This is a genomic window from Actinoplanes sp. NPDC049265, assembly GCF_043197135.1.
In the GTDB taxonomy this organism is placed as follows: domain Bacteria; phylum Actinomycetota; class Actinomycetes; order Mycobacteriales; family Micromonosporaceae; genus Actinoplanes.
This window is the reverse complement of sequence record NZ_JBICSP010000011.1, coordinates 1-20926: the sequence shown is the minus strand read 5'-3', so window position 1 is coordinate 20926 and position 20926 is coordinate 1. Positions and strand designations below refer to the sequence as shown.

The 20926-nt window shown below is 70.3% G+C and carries 16 protein-coding genes; 12 read left to right on the top strand and 4 right to left on the bottom strand.

What is annotated here, in order from left to right:
- Positions 1-73 precede the first annotated feature (73 nt).
- The gene (locus ACGFIO_RS24850) at positions 74-1876 is read right to left on the bottom strand and encodes a bifunctional metallophosphatase/5'-nucleotidase (RefSeq protein ID WP_392829059.1); all 1803 of its coding nucleotides are present in this window, start codon (positions 1874-1876) and stop codon (positions 74-76) included.
- Between the two features lie 145 nt (positions 1877-2021).
- Between ACGFIO_RS24850 and pcrA the strand changes: the two genes are divergently transcribed.
- Complete coding sequence (pcrA, locus tag ACGFIO_RS24845) at positions 2022-4421, top strand: DNA helicase PcrA (RefSeq protein ID WP_392829058.1); 2400 nt, start codon at positions 2022-2024, stop codon at positions 4419-4421.
- 257 nt (positions 4422-4678) lie between these two features.
- Here the strand turns inward: pcrA and ACGFIO_RS24840 are convergent, their stop codons facing one another.
- Positions 4679-5806: a peptidoglycan DD-metalloendopeptidase family protein gene (locus ACGFIO_RS24840; RefSeq protein ID WP_392829056.1), complete on the bottom strand. Its 1128-nt coding sequence runs from the start codon at positions 5804-5806 to the stop codon at positions 4679-4681.
- Positions 5807-6024: 218 nt separating this feature from the next.
- Positions 6025-6732, bottom strand: coding sequence for a M23 family metallopeptidase (locus tag ACGFIO_RS24835; protein WP_392829055.1), 708 nt, complete (start codon positions 6730-6732; stop codon positions 6025-6027).
- A gap of 407 nt (positions 6733-7139) precedes the next feature.
- Here ACGFIO_RS24835 and ACGFIO_RS24830 point away from each other — a divergent pair, with 407 nt between their 5' ends.
- The 4 genes from ACGFIO_RS24830 to ACGFIO_RS24815 all read left to right on the top strand — a co-directional run bounded on the left by ACGFIO_RS24830 (position 7140) and on the right by ACGFIO_RS24815 (position 11400).
- Positions 7140-7544 carry a cobalamin B12-binding domain-containing protein gene (locus tag ACGFIO_RS24830; protein ID WP_392829053.1) on the top strand — a complete coding sequence of 135 codons (405 nt, stop codon included), beginning with the start codon at positions 7140-7142 and terminating at the stop codon, positions 7542-7544.
- 311 nt (positions 7545-7855) lie between these two features.
- Positions 7856-9034: an ADP-forming succinate--CoA ligase subunit beta gene (sucC, locus tag ACGFIO_RS24825; RefSeq protein ID WP_392829052.1), complete on the top strand. Its 1179-nt coding sequence runs from the start codon at positions 7856-7858 to the stop codon at positions 9032-9034.
- Between the two features lie 4 nt (positions 9035-9038).
- Entirely contained in the window at positions 9039-9920 is an 882-nt protein-coding gene (sucD, locus tag ACGFIO_RS24820) for a succinate--CoA ligase subunit alpha (RefSeq protein ID WP_392829050.1), read from the top strand.
- 118 nt (positions 9921-10038) lie between these two features.
- Positions 10039-11400: a DUF6350 family protein gene (locus ACGFIO_RS24815; RefSeq protein WP_392829049.1), complete on the top strand. Its 1362-nt coding sequence runs from the start codon at positions 10039-10041 to the stop codon at positions 11398-11400.
- A gap of 52 nt (positions 11401-11452) precedes the next feature.
- On the opposite strand, the gene ACGFIO_RS24810 is transcribed toward ACGFIO_RS24815, so the two are convergent.
- Positions 11453-11725, bottom strand: a complete 273-nt coding sequence (locus tag ACGFIO_RS24810) for a DUF4190 domain-containing protein (RefSeq protein ID WP_392829048.1) — start codon at positions 11723-11725, stop codon at positions 11453-11455.
- A 152-nt stretch (positions 11726-11877) separates the two neighbouring features.
- Between ACGFIO_RS24810 and purN the strand changes: the two genes are divergently transcribed.
- The 7 genes from purN to ACGFIO_RS24775 all read left to right on the top strand — a co-directional run bounded on the left by purN (position 11878) and on the right by ACGFIO_RS24775 (position 20172).
- Positions 11878-12507 (top strand): phosphoribosylglycinamide formyltransferase, encoded by a 630-nt coding sequence (purN, locus tag ACGFIO_RS24805; protein ID WP_392829047.1) that lies wholly within the window; start codon positions 11878-11880, stop codon positions 12505-12507.
- On the top strand, positions 12491-14116 hold the full coding sequence (gene purH / locus ACGFIO_RS24800) for a bifunctional phosphoribosylaminoimidazolecarboxamide formyltransferase/IMP cyclohydrolase (protein WP_392829045.1): 1626 nt from the start codon (positions 12491-12493) through the stop codon (positions 14114-14116). The genes purN and purH overlap by 17 nt, the downstream gene beginning before the upstream one ends.
- Complete coding sequence (locus tag ACGFIO_RS24795) at positions 14113-14706, top strand: pentapeptide repeat-containing protein (protein ID WP_392829044.1); 594 nt, start codon at positions 14113-14115, stop codon at positions 14704-14706. The genes purH and ACGFIO_RS24795 overlap by 4 nt, the downstream gene beginning before the upstream one ends.
- Positions 14707-14752: 46 nt before the next feature.
- The gene (gene mdh / locus ACGFIO_RS24790; protein ID WP_392829535.1) at positions 14753-15703 is read left to right on the top strand and encodes a malate dehydrogenase; all 951 of its coding nucleotides are present in this window, start codon (positions 14753-14755) and stop codon (positions 15701-15703) included.
- A 134-nt stretch (positions 15704-15837) separates the two neighbouring features.
- Positions 15838-17052 (top strand): NADP-dependent isocitrate dehydrogenase, encoded by a 1215-nt coding sequence (locus tag ACGFIO_RS24785; RefSeq protein WP_392829042.1) that lies wholly within the window; start codon positions 15838-15840, stop codon positions 17050-17052.
- 412 nt (positions 17053-17464) lie between these two features.
- Positions 17465-18106: a hypothetical protein gene (locus tag ACGFIO_RS24780; protein WP_392829041.1), complete on the top strand. Its 642-nt coding sequence runs from the start codon at positions 17465-17467 to the stop codon at positions 18104-18106.
- A gap of 5 nt (positions 18107-18111) precedes the next feature.
- Complete coding sequence (locus tag ACGFIO_RS24775; RefSeq protein ID WP_392829040.1) at positions 18112-20172, top strand: M48 family metalloprotease; 2061 nt, start codon at positions 18112-18114, stop codon at positions 20170-20172.
- The last annotated feature ends 754 nt before the right edge of the window (positions 20173-20926 follow it).

Here is a 20926-nt window from a genome sequence, read left to right as displayed (position 1 = left end):
CCGGACCTGAGACATGTCTCGAATTCGCGTTCGGGGCGCTGTGGCAGTGCCCCGAACGCGAGACAGGTCTTAGCTAGGCGCCGACCGTGATGCGGTTGGCCAGGCCGGGGGCCACGGGGGCACCGGCGCCGAGGTGTGCGGTGAACGCGTCGATGTCGAAGCCGGGGGCCGTGGTCCGGTCGGTGCCCTGGCTGAGATTGGTGAAGCCGTCGCCACCGTTGGCCAGGAAGTCGTTGGTGGTGACGCGGTAGGTGGCGGCCGGGTCGATGGCGGTGCCGTTGAGGGCCAGGTTGCTGATCTTGCTGCCGGGCGCCGCGCTGGTGCTGTACGTGTACGTCAGGCCGGCCGACGGCTGCAGGATGCGCTGCGTGGTCTGGCCGCCGAAACCGACGAACTGCTGCTCCAGCACGTTCTTGATCTGCGCCCCGGTGAAGGTCTGGGTGACCACCAGGTTGTTGAAGGGCTGGACCGTGAACGCCTCGCCGTAGGTGACCGCCCCGGGAGCCTCGGCGCCGCTGGGCGCGTAGGCCAGGGACGCCCGGACACCGCCCGGGTTCATCAGGGCGAGCTGGGCGCCGGCACTCGTCCTGGTGTACGCCAGCTGCGCGTCCGCGATGACGTCGCCGAGCGGCATCTCGCCGTTGGGCTTGGCGTCCCGGACGATGTCACCGGTGATCTGACCGACCACCCGGTTGGCGATCGGAGCGACAGCGGTGCGGTATTTGTCGGCCACCTTTTTGGCCTTCGGGTCGACGGTGGCCGGGTTCTTGACGAACGCGCCGGCCGCGTCCACCTGCCAGGTGCCGTTGGGGTTGCGGACGCCGTTCTCCACGATCACGTTCTTCGCGGTGATCGCCCCGAACTTGCGGGTGCGCTTGTCCAGCGTGTAGTCGATGTCGGTGATCAGCTGGCCGTTGCTGCCGGCGCTGGTGACCACGGCCTGGGTGCCATCCCGGGTGGGCAGCGTGCAGCTGTAGAAGCGATGCGTGTGACCGGACACGACCAGCCGGAACTCGGGGTTGAGCCCGGCCACGATGGGCACGATCGGGCCGCTGAACCCGGCGCAGCCGCTCGGGTCGGCGTTCGTCGACTGGCCGCCGCCCTCGTGCACCAGCAGCACCTGCGCCTTGACGCCGAGCAGCTTGAGCACGTTGCCCCACTTGTTGGCCGTCTCGACCTCGTCGGCGAAGGTTACGTTCTTGATGCCCGCAGGGTTGACGATGCCGGGGGTGCCTTCGAGGGTCATGCCGACAAACCCGACGGGTACGCCGTTGACGATCTTGATGTCGATCGGCGGCAGGATCGGCAGCTTGGTCTTCTTGCTGATCGTGTTGGCCGCGAGGTAAGTGAATTTCGCCCCGCGGAACCCGTCGCCGTCCTGGCAGCCGTCGACCGGGTGGCAGCCGCCGCGCTGCATCCGGATGAGCTCGTCGACCCCCTCGTCGAACTCGTGGTTGCCGACCGAGCTGACCTGCAGGCCGACCTCGTTCATCAGCTCGATCGTCGGCTCGTCGTGGAACGCGGCGCTGACCAGCGGCGTGGCACCGATCAGGTCACCGGCGCCGACGGTCAGGGTCGAGCGGCCGTCGGCCCGGCCCTCGGCGCGCAGCCGCTTGAGCCAGGTCGCCAGGTATTCGACACCGCCGGCCGGGGTGCCGTTGACCGCGGCGCCGCTGCCCGCGGGCGGGTCGATCGCGCCGTGGAAGTCGTTGTAGCTGAGGAACTGCCCCTTGACCGTGCCGCCGTGCGGCAGGCCGTAACTCACGCTCACGGGCGCGAGGCCGGTGGCGGCGGCCGGTTGCGCCTGCGGCACGACGGCGATGACCGCCAGGGCCAGCGCCGGCACGGCCAGGCGGCTCAGAATGTGGCGTTTCATATGTGGTTCTCCCCGAGGTCTTCGGTTTGGGAACGTCTGACACTCTGCTTCATCGACGCAGGTCGCGCTACCACCTGTGGATGACGAACGGTTGTCCACAGGGCAGAGGAAGTTGTCGTAGGCCGGGCATAGACTTCACGCCGTCATGCGAACGCTCCCGGAAAACCCCCAGCTGCCCTTCGGCACCCCTGCCGTACGGGAAAAGAAACCTGCCCACCGGCCCAGTCCAGAGTCGCTGCTCGACGGCCTCAACGGTCCGCAACGCGACGCCGTCACCCATGCGGGGTCGCCGCTGCTCATCGTGGCCGGGGCCGGCTCGGGCAAGACGCGGGTGCTCACCAACCGCATCGCCTACCTGCTGGCGGCCCGTGACGTGCACCCGGGCGAGATCATCGCGATCACGTTCACCAACAAGGCCGCCGGTGAGATGAAAGAGCGGGTGGCCGCGCTGGTCGGCAACCGGGCCCGGCTGATGTGGGTGTCCACGTTCCACTCGGCCTGCGTGCGCATCCTGCGCGCCGAGCACGACCACGCGGGGCTGAAGAGCACGTTCTCGATCTACGACGCGGACGACTCGCGCCGGCTGATGCAGCTGGTCGCCCGCGAACTCGACCTCGACCCGAAGAAATACCCGGCCCGCGGGCTGGCCGCGCAGGTGTCGAACCTGAAGAACGAGCTGGTCGAGCCCGAGGAGTTCGCCGATCGGGCCAAGGGGCCGCAGGAGCGGGCGGTCGCCGAGGCGTACGTGCTCTATCAGCGCCGCCTCAAGGAAGCGCACGCGCTCGACTTCGACGACATCATCATGACCACCGTCCACCTGCTGCAGTCGCATCCGCACGTGGCCGAGGCCTACCGCCGCCGCTTCCGGCACGTTCTGGTGGACGAATACCAGGACACCAACCACGCCCAGTACGTCCTGGTCAAGGAGCTGGTCGGGCCGGGCACGCCCGAGCTGCCGCCGGGGGAGCTGTGCGTGGTCGGTGACGCCGACCAGTCGATCTACGCCTTCCGGGGCGCGACGATCCGCAACATCCTGGAATTCGAGCGCGACTACCCGGATGCCCGCACGATCCTGCTCGAGCAGAACTACCGCTCGACCCAGACGATCCTGTCGGCCGCCAACGCGGTGATCGACCGCAACACGTCCCGCAAGCCCAAGCGGCTGTGGAGCGACCAGGGTGCGGGTGAGCAGATCGTCGGGTACGTCGCCGACACCGAGCACGCCGAGGCCGACTGGGTGGCCCGCGAGATCGACCGGCTGCACGACCGAGAAGATGTGCGCCCCGGTGACGTGGCCGTCTTCTACCGCACCAACAACCAGTCCCGGGTCTTCGAAGAGGTGTTCATCCGGGTCGGCCTACCGTACAAAGTGGTCGGTGGGGTGCGGTTCTACGAGCGCAAAGAGGTCCGGGACGCGCTGGGTTACCTGCGGGCGATCGCCAACGACGACGACACGGTCAGCATCCGGCGGGTGCTGAACACCCCCAAACGCGGGATCGGTGACCGGGCCGAGGCCTGTGTCGAGGCGCTGTCGTCGCGGGAGCGGATCTCGTTCGGGCAGGCGCTGCGACGGGCCCGGGAGGCGCCCGGCATCGCCAGCCGGTCGGTGAACAGCATTCTCGACTTCGTGCAGCTGCTCGACGACCTGCGCGACATCGCCCGCGAGTCGCCGCCCGAGGAAGTGCTCGAGGCCGTGCTACAGCGGTCCGGGATGCTGGCCGAGCTCGAGGAGAGCATCGACCCGCAGGACCAGGGCCGGGTCGAGAACCTGCAGGAACTGGTCAGCGTGGCCCGCGAGTACACCGAGCGGGTCGAGGCCCAGGCCGACGAGGACGAGCCGCAGCGGGCCACGCTGGAGGGCTTCCTCGAACAGGTGGCGCTGGTGGCCGACGCCGACCAGCTGCCCGACGACGACCCCGACCACCAGGGCGTGGTCACGCTGATGACGCTGCACACGGCCAAGGGGCTGGAATTCCCGGTGGTGTTCCTGACCGGGCTGGAGGACGGCGTCTTCCCGCACATGCGGGCCATGAGCGACAACTCCGAACTGGAGGAGGAGCGGCGGCTGGCCTACGTGGGGATCACCCGGGCCCGGCAGCGGCTCTACCTGTCCCGGGCGGTGACCCGGTCGGCCTGGGGGCAGCCGCAATACAATCCGCCGTCGCGGTTCACCGACGAGCTGCCGACCGAGCTGGTGCGGTGGGAACGGACAGGGTCGTCGTACACCTCCTGGTCGGGGACCGGGGGCGGCGTGGGTGGTCGCGGTGGGGGCGATCGGTCACGCGGTGGGGGCTTTTCCGGGGGTACGCCGAAAGCTCAGCGCCTCGCTGAACGGCTCGGGATCGACGCGAGCAAGCTGGCCACCGCCAGCGATCTGCCGCAGGCGCCCAAGGTCGAGACCGGTGATCGGGTCAACCATCAGCGGTACGGGCTGGGCCGAGTGGTCGCGGTCGAGGGGCACGGGCCGGGGGCGCGGGCGCAGGTCGACTTCGGTGACCAGGTGATGTGGCTGGTGTTGCGGCACGCCCCGATCGAGAAGCTGTGATGGTCGGGCTGAGTTGCGGCTGAGTTTGCTGGTCGTCGCTTCGCTCCTCCGGCATTTCGCCCTGAGGGCGGCCGGCGACTTGGGCACGAAAAAGTGCTTCGGCTTCGCCTGGCACCTTTTCGCGCCCAAGTCGCCGGCGGGGCGAAATGCGTGGTGGTGCTGGTCGGACCATGTGGGGGTTGAGCTGAGTGCTCGTCCCCGGGTTGCGGGCGGGGTGAATGCGTTGTGGTCCCGGTCAGAGCACGTTGGGATTGAGCTCAGTGGTCGTCTGCGGGAGCCGTGGTGGTACAACCCGGGATGAGTACATTGTGGGCGCGCATCCAGGTGGTGGGCTCGATCGGGTTCTTGTAGTGGCCCTCGTGCACCTCGAAGTGCAGGTGCGGGCCGGTGGAGTGGCCCGTCGAGCCCTCGTTGCCGATCTGGGTGCCGGGTAGGACGCGCCGGCCGACGGTGACCGTGATGGCCGACATGTGGCCGTAGTGGGTGAGGAAGCCGTTGCCGTGGTCGATCAGGACCGCGTTGCCGTAGCCGCTCTCCGCTCCGGCCGCGACGACCACGCCGGCGCCGGCCGCGCGGATCGGGGTGCCGTTGGGGGCGGCCAGGTCGACGCCGGCGTGCAGACGGCCCCAGCGCTGGCCGAAGCACGACGTGACCCGGGCCTCGGGGAGGGGGTTCACCCAGGCTACGGCGGTAGCGGTGGCGGTGGCCGGCTTGGGCTGGGGCTTCGGCTTGTGCAGGGCCACGGCCGACGAGCGCTGGGGGGCGTCGGACGGCATGTCCTCGGTCAGGGTCACCGGGTCACGGGTGGCCATGTCCCGCTCCACCAGGTTGTGGGCGACGGTGCCGGGCAGGTCGGCGGTGGGGTCGACGGCGGGCTGCTCGGCGGCCGGGCGGTGCTGGACGGCGGCGGCGACGGGGATGCTGTCGGCGCGGCTGGGGGAGGCCGCGGCGGCCACGCCCACGCCGAGGCCGGAGACGCCCACGCCGACGGCCAGGGCGGTGGCGACCAAAGTGTTGCGGTTGAAGGCGGGAACGCGGGTGGTCGCCGTCGCCGGAAGGAGGCCGGCGGGGGTGAGCGGGGTGTCGGAGGCGAGCAGCCCGAGGTAGGCGCGGGCCGCAGGATCGGCGGGAGTCGACGGGGAGGCGGAGGTCAGCGGGGCGTCGGAGGCGAGCAGCCCGAGGTAGGCGCGGGCCGCAGGATCGGCGGGAGTCGACGGGGAGGCGGAGGTCAGCGCGGTGTCGGAGGCGAGCAGCGCACGGTAGGCGAGCTCCGCGTCGGTGGGCGGCGCGGGCAGAGGCTCGGTCGAGGCGAGCAGGTCGAGGTACGCCCGGAGGCCGGCGTCGTCGGAGTGGGAGTCCACGGCGGTGGCGGCACGGTGCTGCACGACTCGACGACCTCCTGCGGTTCAACGACTGTCCGACACCTGAGCAGTCGGCAGGAGCGGGGAACCAATGAAGGAGGGCGGGGCTACATCCAACTCAGCTGCAACCCTCGGCGTACCCAGAGAGGCCGTTGGGGTTTGAGGGATGTTTGGGGAGCACTATCGGGCATCGCCCTGAACAGAGCGGCTCGGGTCGCGTCAGAGGGGGTGTGGCGCGGCGATCAGGAGTATGGCGAGTCGATCTGCAGCTTGACGTCGGCGCCGCGCTCGCGGAGGAACGGCACCGGGTCGATCGGCTTGCCGCCCTCGTGGATCTCGAGGTGGAGGTGCGTGCCGTACGAGTAGCCGGTGTTGCCGACCTGGCCGATGACCTGACCGGCCTTTACCTTGTCGCCGGCCTTGACCACGAGCCGGCGGGCGTGGGCGTAAACCGCCTCGGTGCCGTCGTCGTGCCGGACCGTGATCGCGAAGCCGTAGCCGCCATCCCAGCCCGCCTTGGTGACCGTGCCGGCGTGCACCGCCTTGAACGGCAGGCCCTCGGGGGCGGCCAGGTCGATGCCGGAGTGCAGCTGGCCCAGGCGCATGCCGAACGGCGCGGTGAACTGGAAGTCTTCCAGCGGAAGCAGCCACGCCTTCGCTTCGAGGTCTTCCTCGCTGAGCGTCGTGGCGGCCTCGGCGTCGCGGGATGACCGGTCGGCCTTGTCGTGGTCGCGGGCCGCGATGTCCTGCGACAGCTTTTGCGCGTCGAGGTCACGGAGAACCGACGGGCTGACGTCCTTGGTGTCGGGGAGGTTCGCCGCGCCGAGGGCGACGACGCCGGCGCCGAGCAGGGCGGCCGTTCCGACCACCGCGTAGCGGCTGCGCGGAGGTGTGGGTACGCGTCGACGACCGCGGTAACGATCGGGCTCGGACGACAAGCGCTGACGCACGTACGATCCTCCGTCGACACTGAAAAGGCCGGGCATTCGGGCGACCCCTAAGGGCCGTAACTCCAGTTGACCGGGCGCCTTCCGGGACTTATCCGGTTGACAGCCGTGGGCCACGGTAACGAAGCAGCGTCCACGTCACAAGTCGCACCGCCAATTCCCTGACAGTTCCGGAACGGCCTTCGGCGGTGGATGTCCGAATTAATAGCCTTCCCGGCGACGCTCGGCCAGCGGGTAGTTACGTTCTGCTCAATCAACGACTGAATAGATTGGCACGTGCGCGGAGTGATGTATCAAACACGCACCGAAACTGGCCGTGCTTGGGAACGTGCTTACCGCGTACCCCTGAGGGGGGTTACCGTTCGTTCAGCCGAGGCCGACCGGGGTCGTTCGTCGAGGAGGGGTCGAGGATGCAGGCACGGATCAGGGTTGTGGTGGCCAAACCGGGCCTGGATGGCCACGACCGCGGGGCCAAGGTGGTGGCGCGGGCGCTGCGCGACGCCGGCATGGAGGTCGTGTACACCGGGCTGCATCAGACGCCGGAGCAGATCGTGGCGACCGCGATCCAGGAGGACGCCGACGCGATCGGCCTTTCCGTGCTCTCCGGCGCCCACATGACGTTGTTCCGCAGAGTGATGGAACTATTGGCGGAACGTGACGCAGTCGACATTGTCGTGTTCGGCGGCGGCATCATTCCCGAGGACGACATCGCGGAATTGCGGCAGCTGGGGGTTGCTCAGATATTCACCCCGGGCGCGACCACGGCATCCATCATCGAATGGGTGCGCGCCAATGTGGCAACCCCAGTAGCGTGATGACCTGCGTAAATACCCTTGGGTAAGGGGAGAGGCCGGACGCACCCCTCACACGTCCGGCCTCTCTATGCACGATGCCCCGCCGCCACCCCTCGACCGACAGGGCATCGGCCGTTTCCGCCGGCCCGCTCAGCGCTCCGACATCACTCTCAACGACGCCCCTGACCGGGGGTTACGCGCGTTCTCTGAACTTTCCCACCAGCCTCGTTGTGTGCCCTCTTGCACAGCTTCTACCCGCGCGGGTACGGCGCCTCACCGGGTGGCTAATCTCCACAGGAGGTGGCCTGCGGAAGCGGGGCGGAAGGAGACACGTGGACCTGTTCGAGTATCAGGGGCGTGACCTGTTCGAACGGCACGGCCTGCCCGTGCTGGGCGGCGGCGTCGCGGAGACCCCGCAGGAGGCGCGCGCCATCGCCGAGCGTCTCGGTGGCAAAGTGGTCGTGAAGGCCCAGGTCAAGGTCGGTGGCCGGGGCAAGGCGGGCGGCGTCAAGCTGGCCGACGGCGCGGACGAGGCCGAGGCTCGGGCGACCGACATCCTCGGCATGGACATCAAGGGCCACACCGTGCACAAGGTGATGCTGGCCGAAACCGCGGACATTCAGGAGGAGTACTACTTCTCTTACCTGCTCGACCGGGCCAACCGCACCTTCCTGTGCATCGCCAGCGTGGCCGGCGGCATGGAGATCGAGCAGGTCGCCGAGGAGCAGCCGGACCGGGTGGCCAAGGTCGCGATCGACGCGAATCTCGGCGTCGACGAGGCCAAGGCGCGCGAGATCGTGACCCAGGCGCAGTTCCCGACCGAGGTGGCCGACCAGGTGGTCGACATCGCGGTGAAGCTGTGGGCCGCCTTCGTGGCCGAGGACGCACTCCTGGTCGAGGTCAACCCGCTGGCCAAGGTGGGCGACGGCCGGGTGCTGGCCCTGGACGCCAAGGTGACGCTGGACGAGAACGCCGAGTTCCGGCACCCCGACCACGAGGCGCTGGTCGACCAGTCCGCGGTCGACCCGCTGGAGCAGGCGGCCAAGGCCAAGAACCTCAACTACGTGAAGCTGGACGGCGAGGTCGGCATCATCGGCAACGGCGCAGGCCTGGTCATGTCCACGCTCGACGTGGTCGCGTACGCCGGTGAGGCGCACGGCGGCGTGAAGCCGGCCAACTTCCTCGACATCGGCGGCGGCGCCAGCGCCCAGGTGATGGCCAACGGCCTCGAGGTGGTGCTCTCCGACCCGTCGGTGAAATCGGTGTTCGTCAACGTCTTCGGCGGCATCACCGCCTGCGACGAGGTCGCCAACGGCATCATCCAGGCCCTCGCCCTGCTCGGCGAGCGCGGCGAGCAGGTCACCAAGCCGCTGGTCGTCCGGCTGGACGGCAACAACGCCGAGGCCGGTCGCGCGATCCTCGACGGCGCCAACAACCCGCTGGTCGAGCGGGTGGACACGATGGACGGTGCGGCCGAACGCGCCGCCGAGCTCGCGGCTGCGGGGAAGTGACGTAATGGCTATCTGGCTCACCAAGGACTCCAAGGTCATCGTCCAGGGCATGACCGGCTCGGAGGGCTCCAAGCACACCCGCCGGATGCTCGCCGCCGGCACCAACGTCGTGGGCGGGGTCAACCCGCGCAAGGCCGGCACCAGCGTCGACTTCGACGGCACGTCGCTGCCCGTGTTCGCGAGCGTGGGCGAGGCGATCAAGGAGACCGGCGCCGACGTGTCGGTCATCTTCGTGCCGCCGGCGTTCACCAAGGCCGCCATCGTCGAGGCCATCGACGCCGAGATCCCGCTGGCCGTGGTCATCACCGAGGGCGTGCCGGTGCAAGACTCGGCCGCCGCCTGGGCGTACAACATCTCGAAGGGTGAGCGGACCCGGATCATCGGGCCCAACTGCCCGGGCATCGCCTCGCCGGGCGCCTCCAACGCCGGCATCATCCCGGCCGACATCACCCCGGCCGGGCGTATCGGCCTGGTCTCCAAGTCCGGCACGCTGACCTACCAGCTGATGTACGAGCTGCGCGACATCGGCTTCTCCACCTGCGTCGGCATCGGCGGCGACCCGGTCATCGGCACCACCCACATCGACGCGCTGCGGGCCTTCCAGGACGACCCGGAGACCGACGCGATCGTGATGATCGGTGAGATCGGCGGCGACGCCGAGGAGCGGGCGGCCGACTTCATCAAGGCCAACGTGACCAAGCCGGTGGTCGGCTACATCGCCGGCTTCACCGCCCCGCCCGGCAAGACCATGGGCCACGCCGGCGCGATCATCTCCGGCTCGGCCGGCACCGCCGACGCCAAGAAGGTGGCGCTGGAGGCGGCCGGGGTCAAGGTCGGTAAGACGCCGTCCGAGACCGCGCGGCTCATGCGCGAGATCATGAGCTGACTGCCTTGCCCCGTTACGCACAAAACCCGCGTGCGTAATGGCCCGGTGTACGCCCGAACGACGCGCCGTCCCGATAGAAGGGGCGGCGCGCCGTCGTTTCTGCCTAAAGTAGGCGGCAATGCCAGACACTCCCGACCGCACCGACGACTCGATGGCCCCCGAGGTCTTCGAGACGCTGGACGACGCCGTGCGCGAAACGGTCAGGGTCGATCTGGCCAACCACGAGACCCGGGTCGTCGACACCGGCGCCCGGCCGACCGTGCCGCTCGACCGGGCCAACCACGAGACGGTCAAGGTGCCCGGCCAGCGCCGCCCGCCGCAGCGCCGAGGACGCGCGCCGATGCTGGTGGCAGCCGGGTTCGCCACACTCTGGGCGGCCCTGATCGGCTACCTGCCGGTGGCCGCGGTCGTCGGGCTGGCGCGCACCTTCGAGGGGGCGGGCGGGCTGCGCGGCGCGGCCGCCGGTGGGCTGGCGGCGTGGCTGCTCGGGCACGGCGTACCGCTGGGCACCGCGATCGGCCCCGTGTCCTTGGCCCCGCTGCTGGTCACCCTGCTCGCCGCCTGGCGACTGAACCGGGCCGGCCTGCATGTGACCCGGGCCATCGGTGCCCGCCGCAGCGGCTCGCTCCGGGCCGCGCTGCTGGTCGGGCTCACCGTCGGGCTCTGGTACGCGCTGCTCGGCGCGCTCGCCGCCATGCTGTTGAGCGGGCACAGCATCGAGATCAGCCCGATGCGCGCGGCCGGGCAGTTCTTCCTGATCGGCACGGCGGCCGCCCTGATCGGCTCGTTGCGGTCGACCGACGCGGTGGTGGTGCTCGCCCGCAAGCTGCCGGCGGCGGTGCGGCACGGGATGCGTACCGGAGTGGTGGCGGCGCTGATCCTGCTGGCGGCGGGGGCGGCGTTCACCGGTCTGTCGGTGGCCATCGGTGGCGGCGACGCGGCCGACACGATCGCCGCCTACCGGACCGGGGTGGCCGGGCAGGCCGGCATCACGGTGGTCAGCCTGGCCTACGGCGCCAACGGCGTGATCTGGGCGGCCGCGTACCTGCTGGGTCCGGGTTTCGCCCTGGGCACCGGCACCGAGGTGAGCCTGACCGAGGTGCCGGCCGGGCCGCTGCCGCTGCTGCCGCTGCTGGCCGGGCTGCCCGCCGGGCCGATGGGCGGCGTCGGCGTGCTGCTGCTGGCGGTGCCGGTGGTGGCCGGGTTGTGTGCCGGCGTGATGCTGACCAGCCGGCTGCGTCGCGACCTCGAACAGGCCGAGCCGCGGTGGGCGCTGGTGCTGGGTTCGGCCGTGCTCGCCGGCCCGGCCGGTGGTCTGCTGATCGGCCTGCTGGCCTGGTTCTCGAGCGGCTCGCTGGGCGGCGGCAAACTGGCCGTGATCGGCCCCAACCCGTGGCTGACCGGTGCGCTGGCGGCCGGGGTGATCGCGGTGTCGGCGGCGCTGGGCGCGGCCGCCGCGCGCACCTTCCGCAAGAAATGACGAACGCCCCGGCCATCCGGCCGAGGCGTTCGCTGTTGCTATGTCGAGCGGATCAGTTTCCGCTGTTCATGTACCCCGAGTACGCGCCGGTGGCGCCCAGGATGATGTTCAGGATGATGTTCAGACCGGCGATCACGAACGCGACGATCGCCAGGGTGTTGGGCTTGCCGAACTTCTTCGCCTCGTTGAGGCAGAGCACCGCGAACACGATGCCCAGCAGCGGGCAGCAGAGAGCGAAGACGATGCCGAGGACGCCCCACAGCGTCACCTTGTCGTTACCGCTCGCGGCCGGCGGCTGCTGTCCGTAGTAAGGGGGTGGCGTCACGTGCTTCCTCCGTGCTTGCTGTGAACTTTGTGAAAGAGGTGGCAGCGTAACCGATGATCTGCGGTTTGTGCTGTCCGTTGGTCGACGCGGCGCGGAACTGTCACAAAGGGTGCCCTGAAGTGGGCCGGAAGGCCGAGGGATAGGGTGCTCGGGTGACCGACCCCGAGCCCGCCCGCCTGGTCGTCCTCGTCTCCGGTTCCGGCAGCAACCTGCAGGCTCTGCTCGACGCCGCCGCCGACCCCGGGTACGGCGCCCGGGTGGTCGCCGTCGGCGCCGACCGGGACGGCATCGCCGGTCTCGACCGGGCCACCGCGGCCGGTGTGCCCACGTTCGTCGCGCGGGTGAAGGACCACCCGAGCCGCGACGACTGGGACGCCGCGCTCGCCGCGCTGGTCGCCGAGCACAAGCCCGACCTGGTCATCTCGGCCGGCTTCCTCAAGCTGGTCGGGCCGGCGTTCCTCGCCGCGTTCGGCGACCGTTACATCAACACGCACAACGCGCTGCTGCCATCCTTCCCGGGCATCCACGGCCCGCGGGACGCGCTCGCCTACGGCGTGAAGATCACCGGTGCCACCCTCTTCTTCGTCGACGCCGGCGTCGACACCGGGCCGATCATCGCCCAGGTCAGCGTCCCCGTGCTCGACGACGACACGGAGGAGACGCTGAGCGAACGCATCAAGGTCGCCGAACGCGCCCAGCTGGTTGAGCAGGTCGGCCGCCTGGTGCGCGAGGGGTGGACCATCGAGAACCGAAAGGTACGGATTCATGAGCGGCAGCGGTGAGGCTACGGCCTCGACCACGACGGAGAACGATCGCCGAACCGCGGAGGGTGGGGGCGCCGGCGAGGGCCGTCGCCCGATCAAGCGGGCACTGCTGAGCGTCTACGACAAGAACGGTCTCGTGGAACTCGCGAAGGCCCTGCACGCCGCCGGGGTGCAGATCGTCTCCACCGGCTCCACCGCGAAGACCGTCGAGGGCGCGGGCATCCCGGTCACCAAGGTCGAGGAACTCACCGGCTTCCCCGAGTGTCTGGACGGCCGGGTCAAGACCCTGCACCCCAAGGTGCACGCCGGGCTGCTCGCCGACCTCCGGCTGCCCGCCCATGAGCAGCAGCTCGCCGACCTCGGCGTCGAGCCCTTCGAGTTGCTGGTCAGCAACCTGTACCCGTTCACCGAGACGGTCGCCTCGGGGGCGAGCGAGGACGAGTGCGTCGAGCAGATCGACATCGGCGGGCCGGCCATGGTGCGCGCGGCGGCCAAGAACCACCCGAGTGTGGCCGTGGTGACGTCGCCCTCGGCGTACCCGCTGATCCTGCAGGCCCTCGACGAGGGCGGATTCACGCTGACGCAGCGCAAGCACCTCGCGGCCCGCGCGTTCGCCGACATCGCGGAGTACGACGTGGCCGTGGCCAACTGGTGCGCCACCGTCCTCGCGGCGGACGAGTGGCCCGAGTTCGCCGGTACGGCGCTGAAGCGGGAGACCGCGCTGCGCTACGGCGAGAACCCGCACCAGCAGGCGGCGCTCTACGCCGACCCGGCCGCGCCGCCCGGGCTGGCGCAGGCCGAGCAGCTGCACGGCAAGGAGATGTCCTACAACAACTACGTCGACGCCGACGCGGCCTGGCGCAGCGCCAACGACTTCACCGCGCCCTGCGTGGCGATCATCAAGCACGCCAACCCGTGCGGCATCGCGATCGGCGCCGACGTGGCCGAGGCGCACCGCAAGGCGCACGCCTGTGACCCGGTGTCCGCGTTCGGCGGCGTGATCGCGGTCAACCAGCAGGTGAGCGTCGAGTTGGCCGAGCAGATCGCCGACATCTTCACCGAGGTGATCGTGGCCCCGGCGTTTGCGCCTTCCGCCTTGGAGCTGTTGCGCGAGAAGAAGAACCTGCGCGTGCTGGTCGCCCCGGCCTGGGCGCCGGCGCCGGCCGAGACCAAGCAGATCGGCGGCGGCGTGCTGGTGCAGATGGCCGACCGGATCGACGCGCCCGGCGACGACCCGGCCGGCTGGACCCTCGCCACCGGCGCCGCCGCTGACGCGGAAACCCTGCGGGATCTCGCCTTCGCGTGGCGGGCGATCCGCAGCGTGAAGAGCAACGCGATCCTGCTGGCCCACGACGGCGCGACCGTCGGGGTCGGGATGGGGCAGGTCAACCGGGTCGACTCGGCTCGGCTGGCGGTGTCCCGGGCCGGCGACCGGGCTTCCGGGAGTGTCGCCGCGTCGGATGCGTTCTTCCCCTTCCCGGACGGGCTCGAGGTGTTGCTCGAGGCCGGCGTGCGGGCGGTGGTGCAGCCCGGCGGGTCCATTCGCGACAATCTGGTCATCGAGGCGGCCGAGAAAGCCGGCGTGACCGTCTACCTCACCGGGACGCGGCACTTCTTCCACGGATGAGAACCGTGCACAACGAGACCTTCCGCGGGGAGGACTGGGCTCTCGCCGAGGAGAGCCGGGTGCACTACGAGGACTGCGCGTTCCACGACGTCGACTGGTCCGAGTCGGCGCTGACGGCGTGCACGTTCACGCACTGCCAGTTCGGGAACGTGCGGTTCAACGCGGCGGTGCTCACGCGTACGGCGATCCTGCGCTCGACGCTGACCCGGTGCTCGTTCTTCGACGCCACGTTCACCGAGTGCAAGCTGACCGGCAGCCAGTTCGTCGACTGCTCGCTGCGCCCGCTCACCGTCGACGGCGGCGACTGGGGGTTCGTCGGGCTGCGCGGCCAGAACCTGACCGCGGTCAGACTGGCCGGTCTGCGGTTGCGCGAGGCCGACCTGACCGGCGCCGATCTGACCCGGGCCGACCTCAGTGGCGCCGATCTGTCCTCCGCGCAACTCAAGGATGTTGTGCTGAAGGGCGCCGACCTGCGCGGCGCCGACCTCGGTGGGGTCGCGCTCAAGGGCGTCGACCTCACCGGCGCCAAGATCGACCTGGCCCAGGCAGTGTTGTTCGCCTCGGCTTACGGAGCCGTGGTCTCGAGCTGATTTCACGGCTGATACGTTCGGCGAAAAGATGACTGGGAGTGAGAGCATGGGCAAGAAGGTCACTGTCGTAGGCGCCGGCTTCTACGGGTCCACGACCGCACAGCGCCTGGCCGAGTACGACATCTTCGAGACCGTGGTGCTCACCGACATCCTCGAGGGCCGCCCGGCCGGTCTCGCCCTCGACCTGAACCAGTCCCGCGCCGTCGAGGGCTTCGAGACCAAGGTCGTCGGCGCCACCACCGGCACCGACGGGTCGGGCTACGAGGCCATCGAGGGCTCGGACGTCGTGGTCGTCACGGCCGGCTTCCCGCGTAAGCCCGGCATGAGCCGGATGGACCTGCTCGAGGTCAACGCCAAGATCGTGCGCCAGGTCGCCGAGAACATCGCCAAGTACGCGCCCAACGCCGTGGTGATCGTCGTCTCCAACCCGGTCGACGAGATGACCGCGCTGGCCCAGATCGCCACCCAGTTCCCCAAGAACCGGGTCTTCGGCCAGGCCGGTGTGCTCGACACCGCCCGGTTCACCAACTTCATCGCCGAGACCCTGGCCGTGCCGGTCAAGAGCGTCGAGGCGCTGACCCTGGGCTCGCACGGCGACACCATGGTTCCGGTGCCGTCCAAGTGCAAGGTCAACGGCAAGCCGCTGTCCGACCTGATGCCGGCCGACAAGATCGAAGAGCTGGTGGTCAAGACCCGCAACGGCGGCGCCGAGGTCAACAACCTGCTCAAGACCGGCTCGGCGTTCTACGCGCCGTCGGCCGCGGCGGCCCGCATGGCCAAGGCGGTCGCCGAGGACAGCGGCGCGGTCATGCCGGTCTGCGCCTGGGTCGACGGCGAGTACGGCATCTCCGGCGTCTACCTCGGTGTGCTGGCCGAGATCGGCGCGACCGGCCTCAAGAAGATCGTCGAGACCGACCTCACCGACACCGAGGTGGCCGGGCTCAAGGAGGCGGCCGAGGCGGTCCGGGCCAAGCAGGCCGACGTCGCCAACCTCTGATCTTTCCGCTACCAGCGTTTCCAGGGCGGTCGCCGCGGCGGCCGCCCTGTCTGTTCTCCCGCCGGACGCCGCGCCGAAGAATGCAGTACGCTCGTACTGCTTACATGTGACTGCGGGAAGGGAGCGCCAGGCCGATGGCGAAGATCAAGGTTCAGAACCCGGTCGTTGAGATCGACGGCGACGAGATGACCCGGATCATCTGGAAGCAGATCCGCGAGCAGTTGGTCCTGCCCTACGTCGACGTCCCGCTCGAGTACTACGACCTCTCGATCCAATACCGGGACGAGACCGACGACCAGGTCACCATCGACGCCGCCGAGGCCATCAAGCGGCACGGCGTCGGCGTCAAGTGCGCGACCATCACTCCCGACGAGGCCCGGGTCGCGGAGTTCGGCCTGAAGAAGATGTGGCGCTCGCCCAACGGCACGATCCGCAACATCCTCGGCGGCGTCGTGTTCCGCGAGCCGATCATCATGTCCAACGTGCCGCGGCTCGTACCCGGCTGGACCAAGCCGATCATCATCGGCCGGCACGCCCACGGCGACCAGTACAAGGCCACCGACTTCGTGGCGCCCAAGGCCGGCAAGATGACCATCACGTTCACGCCCGAGGACGGCTCCGAGCCGATGGAGTTCCACGTCGCCGACTTCCCGGCCGGCGGCATCGGCATGGGCATGTACAACTTCGACGAGTCGATCCGTGACTTCGCCCGGGCCTCGTTCCGCTACGGGCTGGCCCGCAACTACCCGGTCTACCTGTCGACCAAGAACACCATCCTCAAGGCGTACGACGGACGCTTCAAGGACCTGTTCGCCGAGATCTTCGAGACCGAGTTCGCCGAGCAGTTCAGCCAGGCCGGCCTCACCTACGAGCACCGGCTGATCGACGACATGGTCGCGGCCGCGCTCAAGTGGGAGGGCGGCTACGTCTGGGCCTGCAAGAACTACGACGGTGACGTGCAGTCCGACACGGTCGCCCAGGGCTTCGGCTCGCTCGGCCTGATGACCTCGGTCCTGATGACGCCGGACGGCAAAACGGTCGAGGCCGAGGCCGCGCACGGCACCGTCACCCGGCACTACCGGCAGTGGCAGAAGGGCGAGAAGACCAGCACCAACCCGATCGCGTCGATCTTCGCCTGGACCGGCGGCCTCAAGCACCGCGGCGTCCTCGACGAGAACGCCGCCCTGACCGAGTTCGCCGAGACGCTCGAAAAGGTCTGCGTCGAGACCGTCGAGGCCGGCCAGATGACGAAGGACCTGGCCCTGCTCATCTCGCGCGACGCTCCGTGGCTGACCACCGACGAGTTCATGAACGCGCTCGACGAGAACCTCGCCCGCAAGCTTTCCTAGATCAAAACCCATTCGCGGGTACGCACACCGAACACCGGCCGTCCCCACACCGCGACCCACTCACCGCGAAAGGCCGTGAACGCGCCTTTCGCGTGAGTGGTGCTCCCGCGCCTGATGCGTGTGCGCGTGCCGTGATGTGCGAGCCCGCGCGTGACGCGTGTGGTCCGTGCGTGTGTGCCGGTGGTGCGTGTGTGCCGTGATGCGTGTGTGCCGGTGGTGCGTGTGTGCCGTGATGCGTGTGTGCCGGTGGTGCGTGTGTGCCGTGATGCGTATGTGTGCTCAGAGCGCTCTGAGCACACATACGCATCACGCGCGGGTCCACGATCTCGACGCACCATCGATGGCGATCGCTGCACGGTATGCTGACCCGGGTCACGGTCGCAGAGGTGGCACCGCGAGGGGGCATTGAGAATTGGCACTCGGCCATTCGGCGGGCGACGACCTCGAGCCCGTGATCGCGGAGTACGGGCGTGCTGTAGTGGCCCGGATCGCCCCCGGTGAGCTGGTTGTCTTCGACGACACCGCGCGGGAATACTTCGCCGATCCTCGGGTGGCGCTGGGCCGGCCGGGGCGGGACGAGGCGGTCGGGTTCGGGCTCGACCTGGCACTGTGGACACCAGCGATTCTGGCTGTGGCCGCCGCCGTCGTGCAGTTCCTGATCGCCGTCGCGGCCGAAGCGCTGGCCGGCGAGTCCCGGCAGCGGCTCGTCGAAGCGGTCCGGCGCATGTTGCGTCGCACCCCGCCGAGCCCGGCCCTCGAGCCGCCTTCCGCACTCGACTCGGCTCCCGCACTCGACTCGGCTCCCGCACTCGACTCAGCTCCCGCACTCGACTCAGCTCCCGCGGTCGGCTCGGCCGCCGCCCTCGAGCCGGTCACCGGGGAAGTTCTCGCCGGCCGGGCGGATGAGATCGGCTCCCGGCCGGCGCTGACCCGCGCGCAGGCGCTGGAACTGCGGGCCGTCGCCATCGAGCGGGGCCTGGCCGTCGGACTCAGCAAGGAGCAGGCTGAGCTGCTGGCCGACGCGTTCGTCGCGGCCGTACTCATCCTCCCTTAGCGCCGATGAACGCCGCCGGCACGCGACGGCCCAACGTCCTGGCCTACCCGTCGCCGACCGGAGGCCGGCTCCTGCTGCTGGTCCTCGGCATGTTGTCGGCCGGCACCCTGGCCGGCCGGGTCATATACGCGTTCGTGCTCTACCCGCGGCAGATGGCGCCGCTGTGTGCGACCGGATCGGGCGCCCCGGCCTGCCGATCGGCGTACCTCGGCCTGTACGCCTTCGAAGCCGGCGGCGGACTGCTGGTGGCCGTGGCGGCCGTGATCGCCGTGCTGGTCACCCCGGCGGTCATCGTGCGGAGGCGGCGGCTGGCCGCACCGGGCGCGACCCTGGCCCCGGTGGTGGCGCGGATCGCCGAGCTGGCCGAGGGAGAGGGGCTGCGCCGCCCACCAGCCGTCATGATCGGGCCGGTGGCCCAGCGCGACGCGTTCAGCTTCGGCCGGCCCGGCCACTACGTCGTGGCCCTGCCGAAAGCGTTGGCCGTCCGCTGGGCCGACCAGAGCGTCTTCGACCCGGTCGTGCGGCACGAGCTCGCCCACATCCGTCATCACGACATCCCGCTGACCTGGCTGGCGCTGTCGGCCGGCCGGGCCGCCCGGCCGGTGTTCGTCGTGCTGGCCGCGCTGTTCTCGGCCGTGCAGCTGTGGCAGCCGGGGGAGGTGAGCGCCGGCCTGCTCTGGCGTACCGCCCTGCTCTGGCTGCTCGTGATCCTGCTCCGTAACCACGCCGTGCGGGCCCGTGAGCACGACGCCGACCTGGCCGCCGACCGCTCCGGCGGCGACGCCATCGCCGGCGTGATCGCGCGTATCCGCACGTCGCCGGTGCGGTGGTGGCGACGTCTGTCGGTGCTGCACCCGACGCCGGACCGGCGGCTGGCCGTACTGGCCGATCCGGTGCGCGGCCCGCGGCCCACCGTGCTGGACGGCTTCGCCGGGGCGTACCTCGGGGCGTTGCTCTTCGCGGTGGTGGACCCGGCCGTCCAGCTGCTGCCGGTCGGCGGGGACCCGCGTCTGCTGCTGCCGGTCGAGGTCGTCCCGCTCGGGGTGGCCGTCGGCTTCGCGGTCGGCCTCGGACTGTGGCGGACCGCCCTGGTGGACACGGTGACCGGTCGGTTCCGGACCCCGGCGGCCGTCGCCGCGGGTGTCGCGGCCGGCCTGGTGCTGGGCGACTTCGCCTCCTACAACTGGTCGGCACGGTCGGTCGAGGCGCCGCTGGGCCCGCTGCTGGCGTACGTCGTCCTGCTCGGAGCGGGCGGGGTCGTGCTCTCCGCGGCGCTCGGGCAGGTCTGGGCCGACGCCGCGCCCGCGCTGCCCGCCGGTGCCCGCTCGTGGCGCGCCGCCGTCGTCATCAACGGTGCGGTGTTCGGCTACCTGGTGCTGCGGCCACGGTGGATGAGGTCGGTGGCCGGCCCCGCCGCCAGCCCCGAACGGGTGCTCGTCCTCCTCTCCGAGGCCTGGCACTTCACCCTGGCCATGCTCGTGGTCGTCGGCGCGACGACGGTCTGGGCGCTGGCGGCGCGGGGCCGTCCCCGGGACTCGCCGGGCTGGCTCGTCACCGGACCCGCCGGCGCCTGGCCGCGGATCAGCCGCCCCGGGCTGCCCGCGGTCCTGGTCGCCGGGGTGCTGGGCGGTGCGGCCGGCGCCGGCGTCTTCCTCGGGATCGGTCCGCTGTTCGTCCCGGCCGGCCAGGCCTCCATCGTGTCCTGGTGGAGTGCCGTCGCCGCCGCGGTCGCGGTGTGGCTCGTCTGCGCCGTGGTCCTGCCCCGGGCCGGCGTGGCCGTAGGGCTGCTCGGTGGAACGGTGGCCGTCCTCACGCACGATGTGGCGACCGGCGTGTACCTGGCCGCGTACGGTGCCCTCACCGTGCCGCTGCCCGACTACGTGTTGAGCATCGTGCCGCTGACGCTTCCCGCGTTCGTCGAGGTGGCGTTGCTGCTGGCCCCGGTCGCCCTGCTCCGCTGGCCCGCGCCACGCCGCGACCTCTCCGGTCATCTCCTCGTCTGGCCCGCGACTCTCCTCGCCGGCGCCACCGCCGCGGCCCTCCTGCTCGCCGCCCGGTCCTGGTAACCCTCGGCTCTCCTCCACGCCGCCCGGGTCTGGGGAGCCGCCGCCTTCCGGGCCGGCGACGTTGGGCGGTGCGAGTTCCTCGGGACCACCCGCATCAGCACGGCGTCGATCGCCGGCGCGACGGCGGTGAGGGGGTCGCCGACCTCGGCCCGGCAACCATTGCCACCGCCGCCACGGCACCACTAGCGGGAGGAAGGCGATGCGATCGCCGTCGATCCTGACGAAAGCGCGGCGGTCGCGCCGGGGCGACCTCGACCGGGACGGCGTGCTGTCCACGGTCATCTTCGGAAGGGTGTCGTCGACCAGTTGAGCGCTACCGTCGTGGGCGGCTCACGGCGCGGGCGTTCTGGGCGAGGCACGACACGGAAACGAATGTTTGAAGTCGTAACCGCGGGGAAGCGGAGTCGTTTCTTACTGCAGAACGGATGACGGTCGCGACGTTGAGGGGTCGCCCGCCGGTCCGGCTGCCTTGTCCCGGGCGCCGATCGGTTCCCTCGGCTGTCCCGCGCGATCAGTAGGCGTTTCGCGCCTGCCGTCCCTTCCCTGCGGGGGGCCTTGTCCCGGGCCCCCCGCCCCCTAATTCCGCCTTTGGTCTTGGGCGCGACCACTCACCCACGTGGAGCGAAGCGACCTCGGCGGGAGCGTGCGGCCGCCCGGACCGACCTCGGCGGGAGTGCCCTGTGTCAACCGGTGGTGGGGTGTTGGGTGAGTAGGCGTTGTAGGGCGCGGTGTTCGGTGGGTTGGTAGGCGGTGT

What these genes read in the sequence shown, in the direction of transcription:
- ACGFIO_RS24830 (WP_392829053.1), top strand. Translation starts at nt 7,140, where the DNA reads ATGCAGGCACGGATCAGGGTTGTGGTGGCCAAACCGGGCCTGGATGGC.
- ACGFIO_RS24850 (WP_392829059.1), bottom strand. Translation starts at nt 1,876, where the DNA reads ATGAAACGCCACATTCTGAGCCGCCTGGCCGTGCCGGCGCTGGCCCTG.
- ACGFIO_RS24815 (WP_392829049.1), top strand. Translation starts at nt 10,039, where the DNA reads ATGCCAGACACTCCCGACCGCACCGACGACTCGATGGCCCCCGAGGTC.
- ACGFIO_RS24775 (WP_392829040.1), top strand. Translation starts at nt 18,112, where the DNA reads ATGAACGCCGCCGGCACGCGACGGCCCAACGTCCTGGCCTACCCGTCG.
- purH (WP_392829045.1), top strand. Translation starts at nt 12,491, where the DNA reads ATGAGCGGCAGCGGTGAGGCTACGGCCTCGACCACGACGGAGAACGAT.
- pcrA (WP_392829058.1), top strand. Translation starts at nt 2,022, where the DNA reads ATGCGAACGCTCCCGGAAAACCCCCAGCTGCCCTTCGGCACCCCTGCC.
- ACGFIO_RS24795 (WP_392829044.1), top strand. Translation starts at nt 14,113, where the DNA reads ATGAGAACCGTGCACAACGAGACCTTCCGCGGGGAGGACTGGGCTCTC.
- mdh (WP_392829535.1), top strand. Translation starts at nt 14,753, where the DNA reads ATGGGCAAGAAGGTCACTGTCGTAGGCGCCGGCTTCTACGGGTCCACG.
- sucD (WP_392829050.1), top strand. Translation starts at nt 9,039, where the DNA reads ATGGCTATCTGGCTCACCAAGGACTCCAAGGTCATCGTCCAGGGCATG.
- ACGFIO_RS24785 (WP_392829042.1), top strand. Translation starts at nt 15,838, where the DNA reads ATGGCGAAGATCAAGGTTCAGAACCCGGTCGTTGAGATCGACGGCGAC.